The 22,050-nt window shown below is 56.3% G+C and carries 17 protein-coding genes; 3 read left to right on the top strand and 14 right to left on the bottom strand.

The window, feature by feature from the left end:
* Positions 1 to 57 precede the first annotated feature (57 nt).
* Together AB1L30_RS07385 and mog are read left to right on the top strand one after the other, a co-directional pair.
* Positions 58 to 537 carry a 6-carboxytetrahydropterin synthase gene (locus AB1L30_RS07385; protein WP_367012779.1) on the top strand — a complete coding sequence of 160 codons (480 nt, stop codon included), beginning with the start codon at positions 58 to 60 and terminating at the stop codon, positions 535 to 537.
* Between the two features lie 22 nt (positions 538 to 559).
* Positions 560 to 1,114, top strand: a complete 555-nt coding sequence (gene mog / locus AB1L30_RS07380) for a molybdopterin adenylyltransferase (protein ID WP_367012778.1) — start codon at positions 560 to 562, stop codon at positions 1,112 to 1,114.
* An 87-nt stretch (positions 1,115 to 1,201) separates the two neighbouring features.
* Here the strand turns inward: mog and AB1L30_RS07375 are convergent, their stop codons facing one another.
* The 3 genes from AB1L30_RS07375 to AB1L30_RS07365 all read right to left on the bottom strand — a co-directional run bounded on the left by AB1L30_RS07375 (position 1,202) and on the right by AB1L30_RS07365 (position 7,202).
* A complete protein-coding gene (locus AB1L30_RS07375) occupies positions 1,202 to 4,663 on the bottom strand; it encodes a hypothetical protein (RefSeq protein WP_367012777.1) in 3,462 nt (1,153 codons plus the stop codon).
* Between the two features lie 225 nt (positions 4,664 to 4,888).
* The gene (locus AB1L30_RS07370; protein WP_367012776.1) at positions 4,889 to 6,580 is read right to left on the bottom strand and encodes a dihydroxy-acid dehydratase; all 1,692 of its coding nucleotides are present in this window, start codon (positions 6,578 to 6,580) and stop codon (positions 4,889 to 4,891) included.
* 175 nt (positions 6,581 to 6,755) lie between these two features.
* Positions 6,756 to 7,202: an Hsp20/alpha crystallin family protein gene (locus tag AB1L30_RS07365; RefSeq protein ID WP_367012775.1), complete on the bottom strand. Its 447-nt coding sequence runs from the start codon at positions 7,200 to 7,202 to the stop codon at positions 6,756 to 6,758.
* Positions 7,203 to 7,801: 599 nt separating this feature from the next.
* On the opposite strand from AB1L30_RS07365, the gene AB1L30_RS07360 reads away from it, so the two are divergent.
* Positions 7,802 to 8,725, top strand: a complete 924-nt coding sequence (locus AB1L30_RS07360) for a DUF1559 domain-containing protein (RefSeq protein WP_367012774.1) — start codon at positions 7,802 to 7,804, stop codon at positions 8,723 to 8,725.
* A gap of 472 nt (positions 8,726 to 9,197) precedes the next feature.
* On the opposite strand, the gene AB1L30_RS07355 is transcribed toward AB1L30_RS07360, so the two are convergent.
* The 11 genes from AB1L30_RS07355 to AB1L30_RS07305 form a co-directional block, all read right to left on the bottom strand.
* Positions 9,198 to 10,556 carry a DUF1552 domain-containing protein gene (locus tag AB1L30_RS07355; protein ID WP_367012773.1) on the bottom strand — a complete coding sequence of 453 codons (1,359 nt, stop codon included), beginning with the start codon at positions 10,554 to 10,556 and terminating at the stop codon, positions 9,198 to 9,200.
* Between the two features lie 4 nt (positions 10,557 to 10,560).
* A complete protein-coding gene (locus tag AB1L30_RS07350) occupies positions 10,561 to 12,828 on the bottom strand; it encodes a DUF1588 domain-containing protein (protein ID WP_367012771.1) in 2,268 nt (755 codons plus the stop codon).
* A gap of 459 nt (positions 12,829 to 13,287) precedes the next feature.
* Entirely contained in the window at positions 13,288 to 14,748 is a 1,461-nt protein-coding gene (locus AB1L30_RS07345; protein ID WP_367012770.1) for a sulfatase, read from the bottom strand.
* Between the two features lie 80 nt (positions 14,749 to 14,828).
* A complete protein-coding gene (locus tag AB1L30_RS07340; RefSeq protein ID WP_367012769.1) occupies positions 14,829 to 16,013 on the bottom strand; it encodes an alpha/beta hydrolase fold domain-containing protein in 1,185 nt (394 codons plus the stop codon).
* Positions 16,014 to 16,137: 124 nt separating this feature from the next.
* Positions 16,138 to 16,398: a hypothetical protein gene (locus tag AB1L30_RS07335; RefSeq protein WP_345087907.1), complete on the bottom strand. Its 261-nt coding sequence runs from the start codon at positions 16,396 to 16,398 to the stop codon at positions 16,138 to 16,140.
* 12 nt (positions 16,399 to 16,410) lie between these two features.
* Positions 16,411 to 17,439, bottom strand: coding sequence for an FAD:protein FMN transferase (locus tag AB1L30_RS07330; RefSeq protein ID WP_367012768.1), 1,029 nt, complete (start codon positions 17,437 to 17,439; stop codon positions 16,411 to 16,413).
* Between the two features lie 36 nt (positions 17,440 to 17,475).
* Positions 17,476 to 18,702 carry an NADH:ubiquinone reductase (Na(+)-transporting) subunit F gene (gene nqrF, locus AB1L30_RS07325; RefSeq protein ID WP_367012767.1) on the bottom strand — a complete coding sequence of 409 codons (1,227 nt, stop codon included), beginning with the start codon at positions 18,700 to 18,702 and terminating at the stop codon, positions 17,476 to 17,478.
* Between the two features lie 59 nt (positions 18,703 to 18,761).
* Positions 18,762 to 19,370: an NADH:ubiquinone reductase (Na(+)-transporting) subunit E gene (gene nqrE, locus AB1L30_RS07320; RefSeq protein ID WP_345087913.1), complete on the bottom strand. Its 609-nt coding sequence runs from the start codon at positions 19,368 to 19,370 to the stop codon at positions 18,762 to 18,764.
* A gap of 3 nt (positions 19,371 to 19,373) precedes the next feature.
* Complete coding sequence (locus AB1L30_RS07315) at positions 19,374 to 20,003, bottom strand: NADH:ubiquinone reductase (Na(+)-transporting) subunit D (RefSeq protein WP_345087915.1); 630 nt, start codon at positions 20,001 to 20,003, stop codon at positions 19,374 to 19,376.
* Complete coding sequence (locus AB1L30_RS07310) at positions 19,996 to 20,799, bottom strand: Na(+)-translocating NADH-quinone reductase subunit C (RefSeq protein WP_367012766.1); 804 nt, start codon at positions 20,797 to 20,799, stop codon at positions 19,996 to 19,998. Before AB1L30_RS07310 ends, AB1L30_RS07315 begins: the two co-directional genes overlap by 8 nt.
* Positions 20,789 to 22,048, bottom strand: coding sequence for an NADH:ubiquinone reductase (Na(+)-transporting) subunit B (locus AB1L30_RS07305; protein ID WP_367012765.1), 1,260 nt, complete (start codon positions 22,046 to 22,048; stop codon positions 20,789 to 20,791). Before AB1L30_RS07305 ends, AB1L30_RS07310 begins: the two co-directional genes overlap by 11 nt.
* Positions 22,049 to 22,050 lie beyond the last annotated feature (2 nt).

The raw sequence follows: 22,050 nt of genomic DNA, 5'->3' as shown, positions 1-22,050 counted from the left end.
CATTTTGGGCCCAGCCAGGGCCGCCTGATCCTGGAACCAAGTCCAGGGAGAAGTGAAATGAGCCTAACTATTATGCGGCGTATCAAGTTCTGCGCCGGACATCGACTTTACAAGCATGGCGGGAAGTGTGAATTCTTCCATGGCCATAACTACATTGCCGACTTCCATGTCCAAGGGGACGAAGTCGACAGCGTGGGGCGCGTGATCGATTTTGCCGAGCTGAAACGGCTATTCAAAGGGTGGATCGACGAGCACTGGGACCACGCCTTCATCTTGAATGAAGAAGACGACAACGGCATCAACGCCCTCAAGCAAGTCGTCCCGTGCAAGATGTACATCATGCCGGCCAACCCAACCGCCGAAAGCATGGCGACTTACCTCCTGGAGAAGGTCTGCCCGAAACTGCTGAAGGGAACTGGCGTGACCTGCAGCAAGGTTGCCATCTGGGAAACGGAAGACAGCTTCGCCGAGGCGAGCATCGACGCCAGCGATGCCATTCAAACCGTGGCGGAACTCTCGGAACCGATGGTCTCGTAGGCCGCAGCAGGAAGATAGCAACGTGCCGAACTCTTTCGACAAGAATGCTCCCGCCAAGATCGGGATTGTAACCGTTTCGGACCGAGCCTCACGTGGGGAGTACGAAGACCGCGGAGGGCCGGCGATTCATGAATACTTGAGCGAAGTGCTGACCTCGCCCTGGGAACCGGTCGCCAAGGTCATCCCCGACGATCGCGACACGCTTGCCCGGACGCTGATCAGCCTGGCCGACGACATGCGCTGCTGCCTGATCATCACGACCGGCGGCACCGGCCCGGCCATTCGCGACATCACGCCGGATATTACCGAGCAGGTCTGCGAAAAGATGATGCCCGGCTTCGGCGAACTGATGCGTAAAGTCAGCCTCGAGAAAGTCCCCACCGCAATACTCTCGCGCCAGACCGCCGGCATCCGCACCGGCTCGCTGATCATCAACCTGCCCGGCCAGCCGAAAGCAATCGGCGAATGCCTCGACGCCGTCTTCCCGGCGATTCCGTACTGCATCGATTTGTTGGACGGTCCTTACCTGACGACCAACCCAGATCGCATCGAGGCGTTTCGGCCGAAGAAGAAGTAACGCTTCCTCGCAAAACGAACGAACACAAAAAAAGGCATGTCTCGCGGGACATGCCTTTTTGATTTCTTGGAGCACGCTGTCGATGACTTACATCGGCTGGACGCCGAGCGTTCCGATTTGCGACTGGATGTAATCGGCCGCCTGGAGACGCTTGAGCTCTTGCTCGACGTATTGCTGACGACGCTTCAGCTCTTCGCGAGTCTCCTGTTCGATGTAAACCGAGTCGACCAGGAAGTTCTTCAGTGAATCCATGTGACGTTTCCACAGTTCGATATCACGCTGCTGCTTAGTCGTCAGGCGTTCCATGTACCAATCGCTCTTCAGCAGCGATTCGCGGGTAAACATCGCACGGAATTCTGGATCCTGAGCCGTTTTCCCATTGTAGCTTCCTTCCGCCATGATGGTTAGCAAAGCCTTCAGCGGCGGACATGCTTCTTCGATCGAACCGTCGTCGAGGTAACGCTGGGCTACTCGCTGCTGCACTTCGGCGATGTGCTTGATGCCATCGACGTAGGCTTCCATGCTTTGCGTTTCTGGCTTCAGGATCGACTCGTCGAAGACCGACAGTGGATAGTCGAACACGCGTCCGAAGAACATCCGCACGAAGGCCCGGGTAATGCGGTAACCCAGGCGGCTGCCAGGGATCTGCTCTCCTTCGTACTCGAAGTCTTGCACCTTCTCCAGCATGCGATTGCGAATCAGGAACTCCGGATCGCGTTCTTCTGGGGTCAGGCGACACCAGACCTCTGGAATCAACAGGCTGACGTCGTGATCGACTCGCACATTCGGTCCAATGTGACCAGCGGCAGTCGAGAAGCCACCCAGTCCGGTCAAAATGTAACCGACCAACGCCTGGTTCAAGTCGGCCGTGGGACGCAAGCAATTGAATGGCCCCTTGGTCAACGCACCTTCGCTACCTGCACCGGTGGTCGATGGGCTCTTGCCGGTCAGCGACGCGACGAAGTCCATGAACAGTTCCGGCAGCTCCTGATAATGGATCGGGCCAAAAACGGCCAGACCGCGAATCCCCGCTTCCTTGTCTGGCGGATTGTTTCGACGACCACAAAGCACGGCACCCACCGGCTGATAGAGGGCCTGTTCCGGCTTCAGCTTGCGATACAAACGAGCACCCATTTCACCGACGTACTTCGGCAATGGGTTTTCCAGGTCGGGACGAATCTGCAGGTAACGTGGGTTCTTGGTAGGCACCCCGTTCACCAGCCGCGGATTGGCCGAACTGACAACGTACTCGTCCTCCGAAGCAAGGAACGCTCCGAGAAAGTCTTCCATGGGCTGCGTGAACGAATCGAAGTCGACCGCGTGGGTCGCCATCTGATCGACGTAGTCCTTGGTCAACGGCTCGAAGTTCGAGATGAAGTTGCCCGGCTTCGCCAGGTCGCTTTCGGTCTTGCGATCGAACCCGCGATGGATGGCATCGTCGGGACGCTGGAACAAACGGGCTTCGCAGTTGATCGTGAATTTGGACGAGGTCGCTTCTGTATCTACGAACGAGTCCAGCATCGCATTCGGAACGATCACCGAGGCACTAATGTCGTCTTCGGTCTGAACCTTGTCCGACGGCATGAAGTCTTGTCGCAGCTTATACGTTCGCCAACGATTGTCTTTGTTGAAACCAACCCGCAGGTACGTACCAACCAGCTTTCGATCCAGCACTTTCAGCTCGTGCCCTGGCACACCGTTGACGATGTCGACACCAAAGTAGTCACGCCAGTTCTCGCCCCATTCCGGCAGCATCAATCGCTTGATGATAAAGGCAATCGAAGTGATGTGATGCGGAATGCTGTTCAGCCATTCGTTGTAGGCGTCGGTATAGTCGATCGACGGCGTCAACAGTTTGATCACACTACCGAGCGTACGTTCCGGGGCAAGCACCGGACGCGATGGTGTGCTCGAATAGTCAGGTCGCTTGTTCGAATCCGCTTTCCAGCGATCGGAGTAATCTTTCTGGAAAATCTCGTCGACGGCGTCGAGATCTTTCTCGATATCGGAAACAAAGATCGGACCGTACAGCGTATAGTCGGTCAGCGACTTACTGATTTCGCTCTTGCCGCCGCCACTCACCGTGCATGGCTTGTGGCAGAAGACACCTTCCGCGGCCGAACCAACCAGACGCCAGCTTGGGGCGGCCGGGTGCTTTTCCATGCGGATTTTGTAACCCGATGGTGCAATGTAGTACTGATTCGGCAGCAGCGGCAACGAGTGCTCTTCGCCATCGCGAGTCCATTTGATGCACTGCTCGAGCATCGTGGCCCGGGCATCCTCCGGAATGTAGAACACTTCCGGATGACGCTTATCGATACCGTAACCTTCCGGCTGGAAGTCGATCCAATCGCCGTAGTCGTTCTTCACGTCATCGATCGTACGACCGTTGTACTTCTGGCTGTTGACTTTGAATTCGTCACCCAGATTCCAACTGGTGTAGGCAATACAGCCGCCTGCGTGTTCTTCTTCGGTGTTGCCGTACAAGTTCGCGGCGTAGCTGATCTGCGTTTTGACTTCTTTCTTACAGTAACCGTAGTAGTTGTCGGCGATCAGCGTCACCACCACGCCACTGGCATCGCGGCAGGTCAATTTGAACGCCATGCCGTCGTTGTACAGTTCGCCCTCTTCCTTCCAGCACATCGAGTCCTGGCGTTGGCGAGCGGTGGCAACATCCCAATGCGGCAGGCCCAGTTCCTTCTTGGTATACGAACCCAAGTGCGGCGCCAGAATCACGCAACCGGTATGCCCCGTCCAATGCTCGACGTCGAGGGCGGCGTTGTTCTTCGAGATGTAAGGATCGCCGGCGTTGCCGAAAATCGATTCGACAAAGTCCATGTTGCTGACCAACTGCCCCGGCACGAAGAAGCGAACTTCCATCGACTTCTCGGGGGTCACACCCGGAACTTCCGGGCAGACAACCGGGCGCAGCAGCAGCGAAACAATGCTATGAGCCGGAGTTTCGTTGTCCGAGGTGAACGGCAGCAGTGTGTCCTTTTCAGGTGGATTCACCGCGATCTGGAACATCTTCATGAACACTTCGCGCGGCACAAGACGTTTGTCGCCGGCTACGGGCAAGCCACCATCGGTCACGTGGAAAGTGCCTTTGGTCGTCCGTCGATCGTGGCGTGGGTTATGCAGCACACCGTTGGCAATTCGGTACGACTCGACCAGTTCGCTTTTGAACTCGTTGCGATTGACCGGCAGTGACAACTCGCGAGCAACGCCGTGACGCTCCAGGGTAAACGACTTGCGGGGCAACCGCAGTGGCTCGGCCGGCTTCAGGTCTTGGAAGTATCGCTCCAGAAACGCTTCAATACGTTGGTCGATCGGGGCTGGCCGATCGTAGAGCATCCGGGTTTTTTCGTGGTAATTCGCCAGCAAGCCCTTCGCCAAACCGATAAACTCGACGTCACTCGCATCGAGTGCCGGAGCCAATTCGTTGGCGATAAGTTGCAGGTTGATGTAGCGGATGAGTTCCTGTCGTTCCGACTTCAGATCGACGGCTTCACCGGGCTGACGAACGCCAAGAGATTCTCGAAGGTCCATGAGTTAGGCACCACGTACTGGGATCGTGAATGGTCGCTAGTTGGTGTGAATCGTACAGCACAAAGTGGGACCGGTCACGGGTTCCCACTCCATTGGATTTAGCAATGGAAAACGTTTCCGCCTTAGCCGCAAATTAAAGGAAGAGGTTTCATTTGCTGCTAAAATTTTTTCTGACCACCTACACGGAAGTCAGGATATCAGCGCGAGTTAGGCACCCCAAACGGACTAATCCGCATCGGGAAGAAAGGCTTTGCTGACGCAGCCATGATGTGCCTGCGATACGGTCGCGGCGAAGTCGGCAAGATAACCGCGCGTGCGCGGGATCTCAGGCGCGTTCCACTTTCGACGACGCTCTGCCAGAAGGGCATCGTCAACGTGCAACGTGAGATCGCCTGCGACCAGGTCGAACGAGATCTCGTCGCCATCTTCAACCAAAGCAATCGGCCCACCCACGGCAGCTTCCGGCGAGCAGTGCACACCGATCGCTCCGTGCGAAACCCCCGAAACACGCGTATCTGAAAGAAACGCGACCTTGCCATCCAGCTTCGGCACGGCCAGCGCGGCAGTCGCCACCAAGACTTCCGGCATGCCGGAGGCCATCGGGCCGAGGTAACGCAGCACGATCACCGTACCAGGCTGAATTTCATCACGTTCGACCGCTTCGACAATCTTGCGAGGATCGTCGAAACAAATCGCGTTGCCGCGGAAGGTGGGCTCTTTCATACTGCTCACCTTGAACACGATTCCGCCAGGGGCCAGGTTGCCAAAGCAGATCTGCATGTCGGCATACGGCTTGAACGGCTTTTCGACCGGGACGATCAAATCTTGATCCCAAGTCACGTCCGGCACATCGGCCAGGTTCTCGGCCATCGTCTTGCCAGTGACCGTGATACAGTCGCCATCGAGCATTCCTTGCTGCAGCAGATACTTCAGGAAGATCGGTGTTCCCCCTAGCTTGAACAGGTCGAACATCGTTCGCTTGCCACGTGGGGCAAAGCTGCACAGCACCGGCGTTTCACGGCAGATCTGCTGAATGTCTTGCAGATGGAAATCAACGTGAGCTTCGCGAGCCAATGCCAGTAGATGCAACACACCATTGGTCGAACCACCCATCGCCGCAACCGCTCGGGTCGCATTCAACATCGAAGCACGCGTGACGATGTCGCGGGGACGAATGTCTTCCGCTAGGAGTCGTTTGACCAGCACACCAACCCCTTCACACTCGGCGATCTTCGACGGGTCGTCCGCAGGGTTGCTACTGGAATAAGGAGCCGACAGGCCCATCGCTTCCAGCGCGATCCCCCAGGTATTGAACGAGGCCGCGATGCCACATCCGCCAGGCCCCGGGCATGCGGTGCGCAGAATCTGATCCGCTTCGTCATGCGTCATCGCGCCGACACTGGCCGCGGCCTGGGAATCGTAGACATCCAGAATCGACGTATCTTGTCCGCGATGACAACCTGGCTTGATACTGCCGCCGTTGACGATCAGGCCTGGGTAATTCAAACGAGCCAAGGCCATCGCGAAGCCAGGACCGTTCTTGTCGCAGTTGTGCATGCCGATCAGGAAATCGTAACCATGCGCACTCGTCACGCATTCGGCCGCGTTGGCAATCATGTTGCGCGACGGAAGACTGGCGTTGCCCCCCTCTTGCCCTTGAGTGATGTTGTCGCTGACCGCCGGCGTGCCGAACGGAAACCCGATGAGCCCTTCTTTCTCGCAGCCTTGCTTCAGCAGCGTGGCCAGGCGATAGGCATGAACGTTACACAGATTCCCTTCCAGCAGCGGGACCCCAATCCCGACTTGCGGCTTATGGAAGTCATCTTCCTGAAAGTTCAGTCCGTAATAGAAAGCAGTAACGCCACGTTGCCAGCCTTGGGTCAGATTGCGGCTATTCCAATTAAGAGGTCGGTCCATGAGAGGCATTCACCTGGGCGAGGCATGAAGGGAAAGGATGCTGCTGGGTAGTATGGCGCCACCAGCGGCCAGACTCAAGCGACCTACGACCGGAGCAAGAAACAAGAACGCCGGCCGCTTTGGGGGTCGCGGCCGGCGTCATGCTCATCCAAGGAAATGCACGAGGGATGTTGTCTTAGCTGTTCTTCACCTCAATCTTGCGAGGCTTGGCCTGTTCCGATTTCGGAATCGAGACCGAGAGGACACCATTCTTAAAGTTGGCGGTGACGTTGTCCTCGTCAACCGGAACTCCCAGTTTCAGTTCGCGTTGGAACTTGCCGTAAACATGTTCGACACGATGCCAACGACGATCGTCCGATTGCTCTTCGGTCTTGCGTTCGCCGGAGATCGTCAACTTGCCGTCGTGGAGTTCGACATTGACGTCTTCGGCCCCCAGACCTGGCAGTTCCAGATCGATCTGATAGGCACCTTCCGATTCCGAGATGTTCATGGCCGGCAGCCATGCGCCAGACGCACTTTGGCGGACCGGGCGAAAGAACGATTCAAACAGGTTGTCCATCTCGCTATGCCAGTTGGTCAGCGGGTGGCTCTTCGCTTCAGATTGTGCAGGAGTACGGACCATTTTGATCAACCTTTCCATAATAAGTCCTACAGAAGTTGAAACAAAACCGCGTAAAGTTACTCGAATTTGCAAACCCGATTTTCAGTCGGTTTAAGTGCCTCGTCCCAGAGGCGAAAGTCTAAATTGCAAGAGGCGCGCCAATTCGCACAATTCAAAATCGAAGTTGTCCGAACCTGTTGTTTTTCAACGGTTTTCAGAAAACCAACTCTTCCCATGACTGCCAGAAGAGTCGATGCCAGCACGCTGCCAAAATGGCAAAGGGTGTCATTTCGACAGGAGGCGAATCGGTCCGAAGCGGCCATCGCGGCCACGTCATCTGCAATCCACCTGCCCCCCAATAGCGTCTAAAAGGCCCCATACCGCGGAATCGCCTCGGGTTGCTTTCAAGTTGGATCTTTTCCATCGGCGACTCTTGACGACACCTAGTCACTCCCTTAAAACGGAATGCAATTGAGACTCAGTTTCACTTTGCCTAGCAGCAAACTGGACTCTCTTCAGCCAGCGATCGCCTTTTGCGATGCCAGCCACCCGGATCTCGGAGGATGCCCCTCTGAGCCATAACCCCTTCCCAGGTTGGCACTTACAAAAGGTTTTATACGATGTCCGTTCGTACATCGCGTTCTGCATTTACCCTGGTCGAACTGTTGGTGGTGATCGCCATCATCGGCATCTTGATCGCCCTGCTTCTCCCCGCGGTCCAACAAGCCCGCGAAGCAGCCCGTCGCATGAGCTGCTCGAACAATCTGAAACAGATTGGCGTGGCGATGCATAACTTCCACGATACGTTCGGGTTCTTCCCTTACGCATTCCGAGATCGCCTGGAAGGCGACGACACTGCGGCGCAGCAACCAGGATGGATTCCGTTGATGCCTTTCATCGAACAGGATGCAATCGCCAGCCGATGGGATCCAGCCGAAGCACGCAACAGCACGACGGATACGGACGGTGACGGCTGGACTAATGCGTTGTTGCAGCAGGAAATCATTCCAACCTATTACTGCCCAACGATGACCATGCCCACCGGGCCGCTGGGCTCCGAGAATCGAGCTCCTTCGAGTTACTTGTTCTCGACTGACAGTGACACCACCGATCCTTTCGGCGACTTCCTGTACGGCTCGTCAACGATGGCTGACGGTGCAATCATCCCTATCAAGACGTTTGTCGATACCGATAACCCACCTGGCCCCCTCCATCGCAAGCCAACTAGCTTCCGCGACATCACCGACGGAACGTCCAACACGTTCATGGTCGGCGAAACGGACTTCACTCCAATGGGCGTTCCTTCGACTTCCTACGGTGCGATTTGGTCGTTTGGATACTATTGCTGGGGCTCCGGTCAGTGGCCGCTCAACAAGCATGATCACACATCGACTGCGTACTGTGCTTTCCGCAGCCAGCACCCTGGTGGAGCGCAATTCCTGAAAGTTGATGGCTCGGCCCGGTTCGTCGGAGAAACGATCGACAATACTACATATCGTTCCATCATCACTCGCGCAGGCGGCGAAGTCGCTACCCTCGACTAAACCTATATGCTTTCGACAGACTCCTTTGGCGACGTGTGGGTGTTTCTTTTCCACCGCCAAAGGATGTTGATACCGACTAATTTCAATACGAGATGAATTAGAATGCGAGCATTTTCTTACTGGATGCTATGTATGGTGCTTCTCTCGATTTTGGCGTGCAGCCCAGTCGCGAAAGAGACCGCCAAACAAGAAGTACCTGAGTCATTGACCGTCGAATCCTGGGAACAGTTACCGACGTCGGTAAAATTTGACGGAGCAACTCTGGAACAATTGAGAGCCGACGTAAAGCGATTTCACTCGCAACGAACCTGGCTGAAGTTCTATAAAGAGGTCGTCCGGAAGGCTGAACAGGAAGAAACCCAACGCTAGACCGATAGCTCGATCTAGCCAAAGACCTTCATTGCACCAACACAAAAAAGGCCGCAGCAAACGCTGCGGCCTTTTTCTTTGTTCTTAGTCCAGCAACCGGTGACTAGGTCAAACCGGTCAGGCCGCCCTCTTTGCAGTAGTCGGGGTTGCCAAAGGTCTTTTGCGGGTAGCCCATTGCTTCGCAGATGTTCATCAGCAAGCGGTTGTGTGGGACCTTCTTGAAGTCGATGGCCTGGCCCATTTTGAAGCCGAGGCCGCCGCCGACCAGGACGAACGGGATGTTCTCGTGCGTGTGCGAGTTCCCCTTGCCCAGTTCGTTGGTCCAGACAATCGTCGTGTTGTCGAGCATGCTGCCGTTGCCGCCTGGCTCTGGCGTTTCGGCCAGTCGCTGGGCAAGGTGAGCAACTTGTTCGCAGTACCAGGTGTTGATCTTAATCAACTTCTCGTAGGCATCTTCGTTGCTGTCCGGTTCGTGCGACAGCCCGTGATGTCCTTCTTCGATCCCCAGCCACTTCATCTTCGGCTGGCCGACGCTGTTGGTGATTTGCAGCGAAGCGATGCGGTTCATGTCGTGCACGAAACCGTTGACCATCAGCTCGATCTGCATCTTGGTGATCTGCGGGATGTTGTCGTTGTCTTCCCGAACGTTTGGTGGCAGCACCGGGATCGCGTGATCGAGCTCGGCTCGCTCGTCCTCGGCATTGGCTTCCGACTTCCGCTGCTGGACCAGTTCGGCTTGAAGCTCGAGCTCCACCTTGCGGACCATCTGCACGTGCGTGTCGAGAAGTTGGCGATCTTCAACGCTGATCAGCTTCTCGACCTTCTTGAAGTCGTCCGAGAGGTCATCGAGCACGCTTGCCAGCATGGCCCGGTTCTTGGCCTGGCCGTACATCTTGTCGAACATCTGGTAAGGATCGTCGATCGGTGCAATCGGCTGATTCGGGCCCGCGTACGACCAGCGGGTCCAGGTATCGGCCCGGTCAGGTACCATCACGCCGAATTCGAGCGAACCGAAACGCGTCTGCGTATCGGCATTGGCTTGAAGCTGATTCTTCAGAAACTGATCGACCGAGATACCCATCGCCCAGCCGGCCGGAGTATCGCTTCCCCCTTGAACGTCGCCAGGGAAAAGCTCGATCCCAGTGAGCAAACAGCCCATGCCACGCATGTGCCCGTCGCCATCGCCGCGGATCAGGTTGCCGACCCCTTTGATGGTCATGGTCTGGCTCTTGAACGGTTCGAGCGGCTTCAAGATCCGTTGGAGGTCGTACTCCGAACCAAGCGTCTTGGGCCAGAAGTGATCTGGGATCACACCGTTGGGACTGAAGATGAACACCAGTCGCTTTTTAGGCGCGGCTTGGGCGGTCCAGCCAAGGCTTGGCAGACCTGCCAGCAAGTTCGCAGCGGCCAGGCTAATGCCGGTCTTCTGCAGAAAATCGCGTCGTGAAAGTTGGTTCGCCATAAGTTCATCCTGCAATGTTGGCGTCGTGGGGTTCCATGGCCGCGACCACTGCGATCTCGACCAAGAGGGCGCGGACATTGAAGCCGCTATCTTTGAAGCGTTGCGTCAGTTCGTCGAGCTTCTGCGGTCCGTAAGCGGCCACTGGCTGCTTCACGAAATGCTGGAAGGCACGGCTGACAAACGCTCGGTGGGCATCGTCACTATCGACCAGAAACTGGACCAGGTCCTTTTCGTTCTGGAAGGTCAAATCTTCGCCGTCACGGCCGGTGTAGCCGCCCTGCGGATCGATCTGCTTGTTCTGTTCTGTTTCGCGGAAACGACCAACCGCGTCGAAGCGTTCCAGCGTAAAACCGAGACCGTTGATACGCGAATGGCATACCTGGCAGCTTTCAGGACTGGTCTGCAGCGCGACCCGTTCCCGCGTGGTCAGATCGGGATGCAAGTCCGGACTAAGCGGCGAGAACGCAGCGTTCGGCGGGCGAAGGGTTCGCCCCAAGACGTAGCGAATCAAAAATACGCCACGATGGATAGGAGACGTCGCATCGGTGTATGCCAGGCCACTCATCAAGTAAGGATGCGTCAGCACACCCATCCGCAGTTTACTGGGATCGCTGGTCTTACGGAGTCGCTCGGCACCGGGGCCGCGAGGCAACTTGGCTTCGTCCTTGTTCTGTGAGCCTTCCGGTTTCCAGGCATCGCCGTAGAACGCCGCCATCTTGTCGCTGGCATAGCCCCAGTCAGCGGTCAGCAGTTGGCGATAGTCGCTCTTTTCGCTCCAGACGACATCGTCGAGGAAATAGTTCAACGACATGCGCATGTCGGCGACCAGTTCCTTATCAAACTCAGGGAACTGCTTCTCATCTTTGGTGATCTCGTTGAAGTGCCCCATGTTGAGCCACTCGTGCAGCATCTCGCGAGTCTTACCGCGGGTACGGAAGTCGTTCACCATCCGCCAGGCCGCTTCGCGAATCTGCTGTTCGTTCTGAAGCTGGTTTCGCTCAACCTTCTCGATCAACCATTTGTCGGATGGCAATGAATCGTAGAAGGTCAGCGCCAAGCGATTGGCAACCTTCTGCGACGGCGAATCGGTCGCATCGGTTTGCGGATAGAGGAACCGCGGTGACTTGAGTGCCATCAACACGACGCGGCGGATTGCTTCGCTATCGTCGGGGCACTGGGCCACTTGCTGTTCGATGTAAAGCTGCTTCAGATCATCGCTGAGCTTGGTGCGAAACGCCGTTTCGACCAGTTCCGTCAGGAAGGCCTTCAGCCGCTGGCGATTATCCTCAGGGACCTTCTTGTTGCGTCGCTGGAAATCAGGCCATAGTTCGTCGACGGCTACCAGGCCGAATTCCAAAGCGGCCGATGTGGTCGAATCGTCCCATTGGCGATCGACCGCGATCCCTCGTTCAAAGCCGTAGCTACGGTCGTCCGGCGGCAGCTTGGTTTGCAGCGAGAACGATGGTTCGACGGTCCATGGAATCAAATTCCGTTTGGGGATCAACTGTTCGGTGCCATGCGGAGGGATCCACGACATCGAGATGCTGGCAGGCGGTTGCTCGGTCTTTCGCTTTCGCTGGACGTAGTCGATTTTGAAGGGGTAGGCTCGCCCGGCGGTCAGACGAACCACTTCGCGGAACTCGGTTTTGTCACCTGACTGCACGTGGTTGTCGATGAACTCGCGTCCCAGCTTACCGAAGTGCATGGTGAACGAGACAGTGCTGCGAAGAATGATTTCGTAGTCGCCTGTTTCTTCCGCGATGATGCTGCCGTTCCAATGGATCAGGAAGTCTTCTTTGTCGATTCCTTCGCCAGGACCTTCACGGCCGAAATCGAAGTCGATGGTCGAATCGATCCGTTCGATCTTCTTATTCTCTTCTTTCCAGCGCGCCCCGGTGAAATAGATCCCCTTCACGCCACGTTCGTCGGTGTAGGCCATGTTGCCGTAGAAGTGACCATACAGATCGGCCAGGCTCTGACGAAGCTGGTTGCCGGTCAGACGAGCCAAGCTGATTTGTGGCGGACGGTTTCGGATTCGGGCCGCTTCGCTGTAAAAGCTGTAATGCATGTAAGCAGCGACCGCTTCGGCATCAGGTCCCTGGCATGCCTCGGCGTCCCCTTCCGGCATGGTCTTGGAAATCTGATCAGCGAGCTCGCCAATACTGGCATCCCCTGCGAGTGTCGCTTCGTACGCTCCGGCGACGCCTTGGCCCTGATCGCCATGGCAGTCGGCACACATCGAAGTGTAGATCTTCTTTCCCTTATCTCGCATGGCGTCTTCCTCAGCCCAGGCGAGCGGAGTGCACCCAAGAACTACCCCAAGCGCGAGCAGTAGTGTCGAGCGAAATTGTGGGAAAGTGGTGTTCATAGTTCGTCGAAAGTTGCTTCAGGCCGGCTGAAGATCGCGTGGGGCGACAACAATCTCGCAAGATCACGTCGCGACAGGGCACGCGTCTCAGGCGATCGAAAGCTAGCAGGTGGGAGTGATGGAGGCGGGAAAGCTGGGAGATGGCTGGCCTACTACCGTACATCGACGGGCTGGACCCAGCTTTTTTCCTGAAATCTTTCAGGTCCTTTCATTTTACACGAACCGGCGGGAGCAAGTCCAATAGGAAAACCCTTTGAGAGTCATAACTTGCGGACAATGCGCGGCTGCCCTAACGGGTGGAATGGTCCACTTGGGTGACAGAATCGACCACTAACCAAGCCAACGCCCAGCAAAAGGCTGGCATTACTTGTTTCGCTTGGAGTTCCCCTTCTTGCCGGGGCTATAAGCGGGATTCGGTTCGCTCGGCACAATCGCCCCCACATGCTGATGCCAACGCAGCACATCGGCGATCAGTTCGTCTCGCTTTTCTGGGTTCGATGCCGACAGATCGTTTCGTTCACCAATGTCGTTCTGCAGATCGTACAGTTCGACCGCCCCGTTCTCCGGCAGCTTGGCCTGACCCCCATCCAAAACCCACTCTTCGTGAAACAGATGCAGCTTCCAGTGATCCTTGTTGATCACAGTCACCGGTCGCGAACGAAACCCGGTACGAACATCGAGTTCCCTGCCGCGTGTCACCGGCTGATTCAAGTAGCCAGGGAAGTGCCAGAAGATCGCCTCGCGCTTCAGTTCGCCGGTCCCAGTCAGCAGCGGCAGCAAGCTTTCGCCATCGAGAACTTTCCCTTCGGGGACTTCAATGCCCGCTGCATCGAGGATCGTCGGATAGAGATCAACTTGAATCACCGGCACGTCGCTTTGGCTACCAGGCTTAATCTTCCCTGGCCAACGCACCAGAAACGGTTCCCGGATGCCTCCTTCGTAGTAGCCACCCTTGTTGCCCCGCAGCGGTTCTTGCAGCGACTGTGGCGTCGCGCCGTTATCGCTCGTGAAGATGACAAGCGTCTTTTCGGCCAGCCCCAGGTCATCGAGCTTTTTCAAAAGGCGGCCGACACTTTCGTCGAGATCATACGTGCACGCCGCGTACATGACCGACTTGTGCTGGTCTCCTTTGGGCTTCGCTTCAAACTTGGCAACGGTCGTCTTCTGGCCTTGCAATGGTCCGTGAATCGCATGATGCGGCAGGTAGCAGAAGAAGGGGCGATCCTGATTCTTTTCGATGAACTGACAGGCCATGTCGGTGAGTGTGAACACACCCTTGGGATCGGCAGGCGGTCCCTTCTTGTTAGTCTCGGTCCCTTCGACCAATGGGCCGTCGCCAAACGAATCGAATGTTTCGTCAAAGCCTTGTTCGCTTGGGTCGGCACCATCCTTGCCGGAGAGGTGCCACTTACCGAAGTGCCCGGTCACATAGCCAGCCTCTTTCAACGCTTCCGCAAGCGTGAAATTCTGCGGACTCAATCCTTTGCTGTTGGGAACCGGAACCAGACGCATTTCGTTCTTCGCACCGCGGTCGGTACTTCCCACGGCATACAGGTGATGACGCGGCGTATATTGCCCAGAGAGCAGACAGGCCCGGCTCGGTGCGCAGTTGCCAGCACATGCGTATCCAGCCGAAAAGGTCATGCCTTGCTTGGCGAACGCATCAAGGACCGGAGTCTCGTAGAAGTCGGTCCCTTGGTAGCCGACATCCCTCCAGCCGAGATCGTCCGCATAGATCAGCACGATGTTGGGGCGCTCGGCAGCGACGCCTGTAGCGGCAGTTCCCCAGAGCAAGGCGATCGCGAAAGCGGCAAGACGAATCATGACGAATCCAACAAAAAAGGCCGACGAATCGTTCAAGAGTTCATCGGCCCATTATAGTCGGTCAAATTGGCAAACGCACGTTATTCCGGACGTTGTCGCTGCTGCATTCGCTGTCGAAGTTGCGGTCGCTGCGCCGAGTCGATGGCTTCGCTACTGATTTCGATTTCCTTGCCCAACAGGATCTTGTCGAGGAAGTCTCGCACGCGTTGATCGACTTCCGGACCACCGAAGCCGTGCCCTGCTCCGTTAACCGGAACGAACGTCGACTCGACGCCTGCCTCGGTCAACGCGGCATGGAAATCGACCGACTGCTGAAACGGCACGGTTCCATCTTTGGTGCCATGCAGAATCAGGAAAGGAGCATCTCCCTTCGAGACATATGTCTGAGGCGAAGCCGCTTTGGCAACCTCAAGGTTCTCGAGCACGGCGCCGCCCAGCAGTTTGCTCTCAGGCGATTCCGGATCGTTGTGTCGCTGAAAACCTTCGGGCTCGCCCATGGTTGCCATGTTGGCAGGTCCAAAGAAATCGACCACGCCAGCGACTTCCAGCGTTTGATCGGTGTGCGGGCCAAGCTTGCCGTCGAGCTCTTTCGCATCGGCCGACACGCCAAGCATCGCGACGAGATGACCACCGGCCGAGCTTCCCCAGACGACGATCTTCTCAGGATCCAAGTTGTACTTCTCGGCATTGGCTTTCACCCAACGCAGACCTGCTTGGCAGTCGTGGATCTGGGCTGGCCAGCTTGCGCGGCCGGTCAACCGATAGCCGATGGATACCGCGGCGAACTCGCCATCACGAACCAAGGGCAACGCTTTGCTGAGGTAAGGACCACGGCTACCACTTTGCCAGCCGCCGCCATGAATCAGCACGAGCACGGGCAATGGCTTGTCGCTCGCTGGCTTCTCAGGCACAGCGATGTCGAGCTTCTGTGGTTCGCCACTCGACTCGAGGTACGAGATGTCTCGGGTGATTTTCACGCCGACCATGGCGTCCTGGTTCTGACCTCGGTTCATTCCGGGCTGCCTTTGCATTTGCGTTCGAATCCGCTCGAATGCCTGGAACTCTTGCCTGGTGACGGTACCGTCCGAATCGGCATCGATCCGATCGAACAGACGTTGGGCACGCTCAGGCAATTCGTCTTTGACAATCTTGCCGTCACTGTTGCGATCGAGACGATCAAAAGAGGGCCCCTGCTGGGCATACGAAGTGGTTGCCAAGCCAAGTACGCCGACAACCGAGAGAAGAAACCGCGCGGAACATTTCATGACCAGACCCTTTGTTCAAGATGGTGCGAAATGGCGAAATGTGAAAAGGTTCCTGGGTAGAAACCCCACGTTTCGGGCCAAGTATCGCTGTAACCCGTTAAAAAGGTCCTGCCAGGGGACTCAGCTAGTGCGAGTGGCGAGCCATTTCGGCGTCGTGCTCGTCGCAATCCGCCGGTTCCTGGCAGCGTTCCTTTTCAGGAATTCGGCTGCACGAAGGGGACGGATTGCTGCAAGCATCGCAGATTGGATTGCCGACCGAGTCCTTGAAATTGTTCAGACCGCCGCAGCTTCCCTTGATCTTGCGATTGCTGAGGATGACCCCCACAGCCATCCCGGTCAGGGCAATGGCAAACACGCCAACGGCAACCAGCATCGTGTAAAGCATCGCAGGTCTCTCTTAATCTAGAGCGTTCTGAGGCCAGCCATCGGTCGATCGGGGCTCGACCGATCCATCTTCTTTACGAATCTGAAAGAAGGCGGCCAACTTGTGTTTCTGTGCAAAATTATACCCCGCATCCGGTCCCAAGACCAAAAGTGCGGTCGCATAACCATCGGCCATCGCACACTCGCCATGGAGGACACTGACCGAAGCCAGGTCGTGCTCGACCGGGTAGCCTGTCTGCGGATTGATCGTGTGCGAGAACCGCTTGCCCTCGTGCATAAAGAAATTGCGGTAGTCGCCTGAGGTGGCCAAAGCCTGATCGGTCAGCCCGATCACCAGGTTGTAGTCACGCTGCTGATCGGAAGGTGTCTCGATGCCGATTCGCCACGGCTCGCCATTCGGCTTCATCCCAGTCGCGCGGACTTCGCCGCCGATCTCGACCATGAAGTCGCTGAAGCCTTCTTCCTTCAGTACCTGAAACACAGCGTCGACGCCGTATCCTTTGGCGATCGCCGATAAGTCGACATACAAATCGTTTTCCGACTTCTTGAGTGCCGGTGGATCTTCGCGGAACTCGACCTTCTGATAACCGACATAGCGATGCCGCTCTTCAACTTCGGCGTCGGTCGGAAACTCTTTTCGCTTCTTGTCGGGACCGAATCGCCACAGATTCACGTAAGGACCGACCGTCACGTCGAATGCCCCGTCGGTTGCATCGCTGATGAGGCGAGCGTCTTTGACCACCAGCAGCAGTTGCGGCGAGACCGGGAACCACTCGTTGGCCGGAGCCTGATTGAATTTCGAGAGCTCGGACTCGGGGTCGTAGGTCGACATCTGGCGATTGACTTCCACCAGGCAGGCATCAACTTTGGCCTGAGCCGCTTCCAGCTTCTGAGGACCATCGGGTCCAGTGACGGCACGCACGCTGTAGGTGGTACCCATCGTCTGCCCTTGGATCGTGCTGATCGAAGAATCGGGCAGCTGTTGCTGGCAACCAAGGAAAACGGCCAGCCAAAGGAGGCTGGCCGTAGTGATCTTTTGCATGATATTCCGCGAGCTGAAATTGCTCGCCAACAAGGCTTAGCCGCCGAAGTCGTCGAAGCGGATGTTTTCCGGTTCGACACCCAGGTCGTCCAGCATCTTGAAGACAGCCTGGTTCATCATCGGAGGACCACACATGTAGTATTCGATGTCTTCCGGAGCGGGATGGTTCTTCAGGTAGTTTTCCAACAGCACCTGGTGGATGAAGCCCTGATAACCGGTCCAGTTGTCCTGTGGCATCGGGTCGGACAAAGCGATATTGAACTTGAAGTTTGGGAACTCCTTTTCAATCTCTTCGAATTCGTCGACGTAGAACAATTCGCGAACGCTACGACCACCGTACCAGTAGCTGACCTTGCGGTTGGTCTTGCGTTCTTTGAACAGTTCGAAGATGTGACTTCGCAGCGGAGCCATACCGGCACCACCACCGATGTACACCATTTCGGCGTCGCTTTCGTTGATGAAAAATTCACCGTAAGGACCGCTGATGGTGACCTTGTCGCCTGGCTTGCAGTTAAAGATGTAACTGGAGACCTTACCTGGAGGCGTTCCTTCAGGGGCGCGTGGTGGTGGCGAAGCAACGCGGACGTTGAGCATGATGATGCCCTTTTCGCCCGGGTAGTTGGCCATCGAGTAAGCACGGATGACCGGTTCGTCAACCTTCGAGACGTAACGCCACAGGTTGAACTTATCCCAGTCTTCGTGGTATTCCTCTTCGATGTCGAAATCTTTGTAGTGGATTTCGTGAGGAGGGACTTCAATCTGGATATAACCACCCGGCTTGAAGTTAACCGCTTCCCCTTCGGGAATCTTCAGCTTGAATTCTTTGATGAAGGTGGCAACGTTGCGGTTCGAGATGACCTCGCATTCCCACTTCTTGGTTTCCAGGGCTTCGTGCGGGACTTCGACTTCCATGTCCTGCTTGACGGCAACCTGGCACGAAAGGCGATAGCCTTCGCGAGCTTGACGCTTATTGATGTGCGAGCGTTCGGTCGGCAGGATGTCGCCGCCACCACTCTTCACCTTCACGATGCACTGGGCACAAGTACCACCGCCACCGCAGGCCGAGGAGACGAACACGCCCTGGTCGGCCAACGCGTTGAGCAGCTTACCGCCTGCGGGCACGTCGATCGACTTGGTGTGCTCGTTAATGTCGATATGCACATCGCCCGACGGCACCAGGACTTTCTTGGCCAGCAGAATGACGACCACCAGGAGCAACACCACTCCGGTGAACATACCTACGCCGAGAATGACTGTTAACATTGTTATTTTCTTCCTGATGCCAGGAGACTTAAGTTGCTAATAACCGTGCTACGTTCCGATTACAACATGCCGCCGAACGCCATGAAGGCCATCGCCATCAGACCGGCAGTGATGAACGTAATCCCGAGGCCCTTTAGACCATCTGGCACGTCGCTGTATTTCAGTTTTTCGCGAATACCCGCCAGCGAGGCGATTGCCAACGCCCAACCGATACCTGCGAACAGACCATAAACCACGCTTTCGACGAACGTGTAGTTACGTTCGACCATGAACAGCGAACCACCCAAGATGGCACAGTTCACGGTGATCAGCGGAAGGAAGATACCCAGAGCGTTGTACAGCGGTGGGAAGTAACGATCGAGCGTCATTTCCAGGATCTGCACGATGGCCGCGATCACGCCGATGTAGCTGATCAGACCGAGGAACTCGAGGTCGGTTTCGGCCAGGCTTGGACTGATCCAAACCATGGCACCCTTTTTCAGGAAGTTGGCGTACAGCAATTGGTTGGCTGGGATGGTAATCGCCATCACCGCCACCACTGCGACACCCAGGCCCAGGGCAGTCTTCACGTTCTTGGACACCGCCAGGAACGTGCACATTCCGAGGAAGAACGCGAGGGCCAGGTTTTCGCTGAAAACAGCTTTCAGAGCAATGTTCAACAATTCCATGGCTTAACCCTCCGATTCCACTTGTTCCGGACGGAACGTGCGAATGACCCAAATGATGAAGCCGATCAGGAAGAATGCACTCGGTGGGAGCAGCATCAGACCGTTCGGTTCATACCAGCCGCCATTCTTGGTCAGCGAGAAGACGGTGAACCCGAACAAGGTTCCACTGCCGAACAACTCGCGGAAGAAACCGACAACTAGCAAGATCATCGAGTAACCCAGACCGTTGCCGATACCGTCGAGGAAGCTGATCCCTGGTTCGTGCTTCATCGCGAATGCTTCAGCACGGCCCATCACAATACAGTTGGTGATAATCAGACCGACGAACACCGACAACTGCTTGCTGATGTCGAAGGCATAAGCCTTCAGGAGCTGATCCACCACGATCACCAGCGAGGCGATGATCGTCATTTGAACGATAATACGAATGCTGCTCGGGATGAACTTACGAACCAGGCTCACACCCAGGTTCGAGAAACCCGTCACGGCCGTCACGGCCATGGCCATCGTCAATGCTGTTTCCAGCTTCGAGGTAACGGCCAACGCCGAACAGATACCCAACACCTGCAAGGCGATCGGGTTGTTGTGCACGATTGGATCGAGCAGCACGTCCTTCGGAGATACTTTAGCCATCCGACTTCTCCTTGGATTCAAGATTGTTCAGGTAAGGGCCAAACCCTTCGTCGCTGAGCCAGAACCGCACCAGGTTGTTGACACCATTCGTCGTGATCGTCGCACCCGACAGACCATCGACCTGGGTCTTTTCGTCACTGACGTTGCCAGCCTTCTTCACTTCGATCAGGACGTTGCCTTCGTCGTCGCGGACCTTCTTGCCTGGCCATTGAGCTTTCCAGTTCGGGTTGTCGACTTCACCACCCAGACCTGGCGTTTCGCCATGCGAGTAGAAAGTCAAACCTTTCGCCGTCTTGGTGTCGGACTGCAAGGCGATAAAGCCCTTCAGCGTCGACCACAGCCCCTTGCCGTAAATCGGAAGCACGACGCCTTCGATCTGGCCTTCGGGACTTTTGACTACGTACACTTCCGAGTACTTCTCGGTTTTGGTGAAGCCCGGGAGAGCCCCTTTCGGGATCTCGCGATTCATGCTCGTTTTGCTGCGAGCACCTTCTTGGTCGTAGTCTTCCGGATTGATTCCGGCTTCTTTGAGTTCTTCTTCCGAAGCGATGTCACCGGTGTCGAGATTCACGATCTGGCGATCGATCATCGTCTTGAACTTCTCGGCGACTTGTTCGTCGGAATCTTCAGGCATCAACTTGCCGGCCGCGGCCAACACGTTGCGTTGCTTGTCGAGCTGAGCGTTCTTTTCCTGGGTCGGCTTAAGACCAACCGCAGCCACGCTCACGATGACCGAGCAAACCACACATAAAACGGCAGCGACCATGATGGTTCCGCCTACACTATCACGTCGCATAGCGGGCCTTTCTCCGATTGATGTTGGCTTGCAGGACGAAGTAATCGATCAGCGGGGCCATCACGTTACCGAACAAAATGGCCAGCATGATCCCTTCCGGGAAGGCCGGGTTGATGCTACGGATCAAGATGGTCATCACACCAATCAAGATGCCGTAGAACCATTTACCAGTACGTGTCATCGAGGCCGAGACCGGGTCGGTTGCCATGAAGACAATACCGAACGCCAGACCACCAACAACCAGGTGCCACCACGGTGCCATACCAAACAGGACCGCACCTTCCGAAGCCGAAGCCCAGAAGATCGTCGAGATACCTACCGCACCGATCAAGCAGCCCGCCATGATTCGCCACGAGCCGATGCCCGTCGCGATCAGGAACGCAGCACCGAGCAAACATGCCAGCACCGAGGTTTCCCCCATCGAACCTTGAATCCAGCCCATGAAGGCGTCGTTCCAGGTGATGCCGTGGCCATCGACGTGCGTCAGTGCGTCACTCATCGTTTTCACGTCTGCGAAAGCACCGGTACCTGCCGTGGCGACCACACCGAGGGTGGTTGCCCCCGAGAAGCCATCCGGCGAAACCGCGGTCCAGACCTTGTCGCCGATCATGTTCCCCGCATGAGCGAAGTACAGAAACGCACGAGCAGTCAAAGCCGGGTTGAGGAAGTTCTTACCGGTACCACCGAACACTTCCTTGCCAACCAGGATGCCGAAGCCGATACCAACAGCGACCTGCCACAATGGGATGGTCGGCGGCAGAATCAGCGGGAACAGCATCCCCGAGACCAGAAAGCCTTCGTTGATTTCGTGCTTACGAACGATGCTGAAGATCAATTCGATCGTACCACCGACGGTCATCGTGACGATGTACACCGGCAGGAAGAAGATCGCACCCAGCACAACGTTGCTGATCCAACTCGCAGGATCATGCTCCAGGCCGGTCATCTTGAAGATCGTCTCGTGGAAATCTTCGATCGGCTTCGCGCCGTGTTCGTAGATTTCCAGATTGGCCTGATACCCGGTGTTCCACAGGGCCATGTAAATACATGGAATCAGGGCCAAAACGACGAAGATCATCGTTCGCTTGAGATCCAACCCGTCGCGCACGTGGGTCAGACCCTTGGCACGATCCGGTGGCGTGTACAAAAACGTATCCGCCGCTTCGTACAGCGGATAGAGCCGTTCCAACTTTCCTCCTTCGAGGAACATTGGTTCGACCTTATCGAGCATTCCGCGTAAAAATTTCATGG

This window comes from Bremerella sp. JC817 (assembly GCF_040718835.1).
Classification (GTDB): domain Bacteria; phylum Planctomycetota; class Planctomycetia; order Pirellulales; family Pirellulaceae; genus Bremerella.
This window is presented reverse-complemented; position numbering and strand designations above follow the sequence as displayed.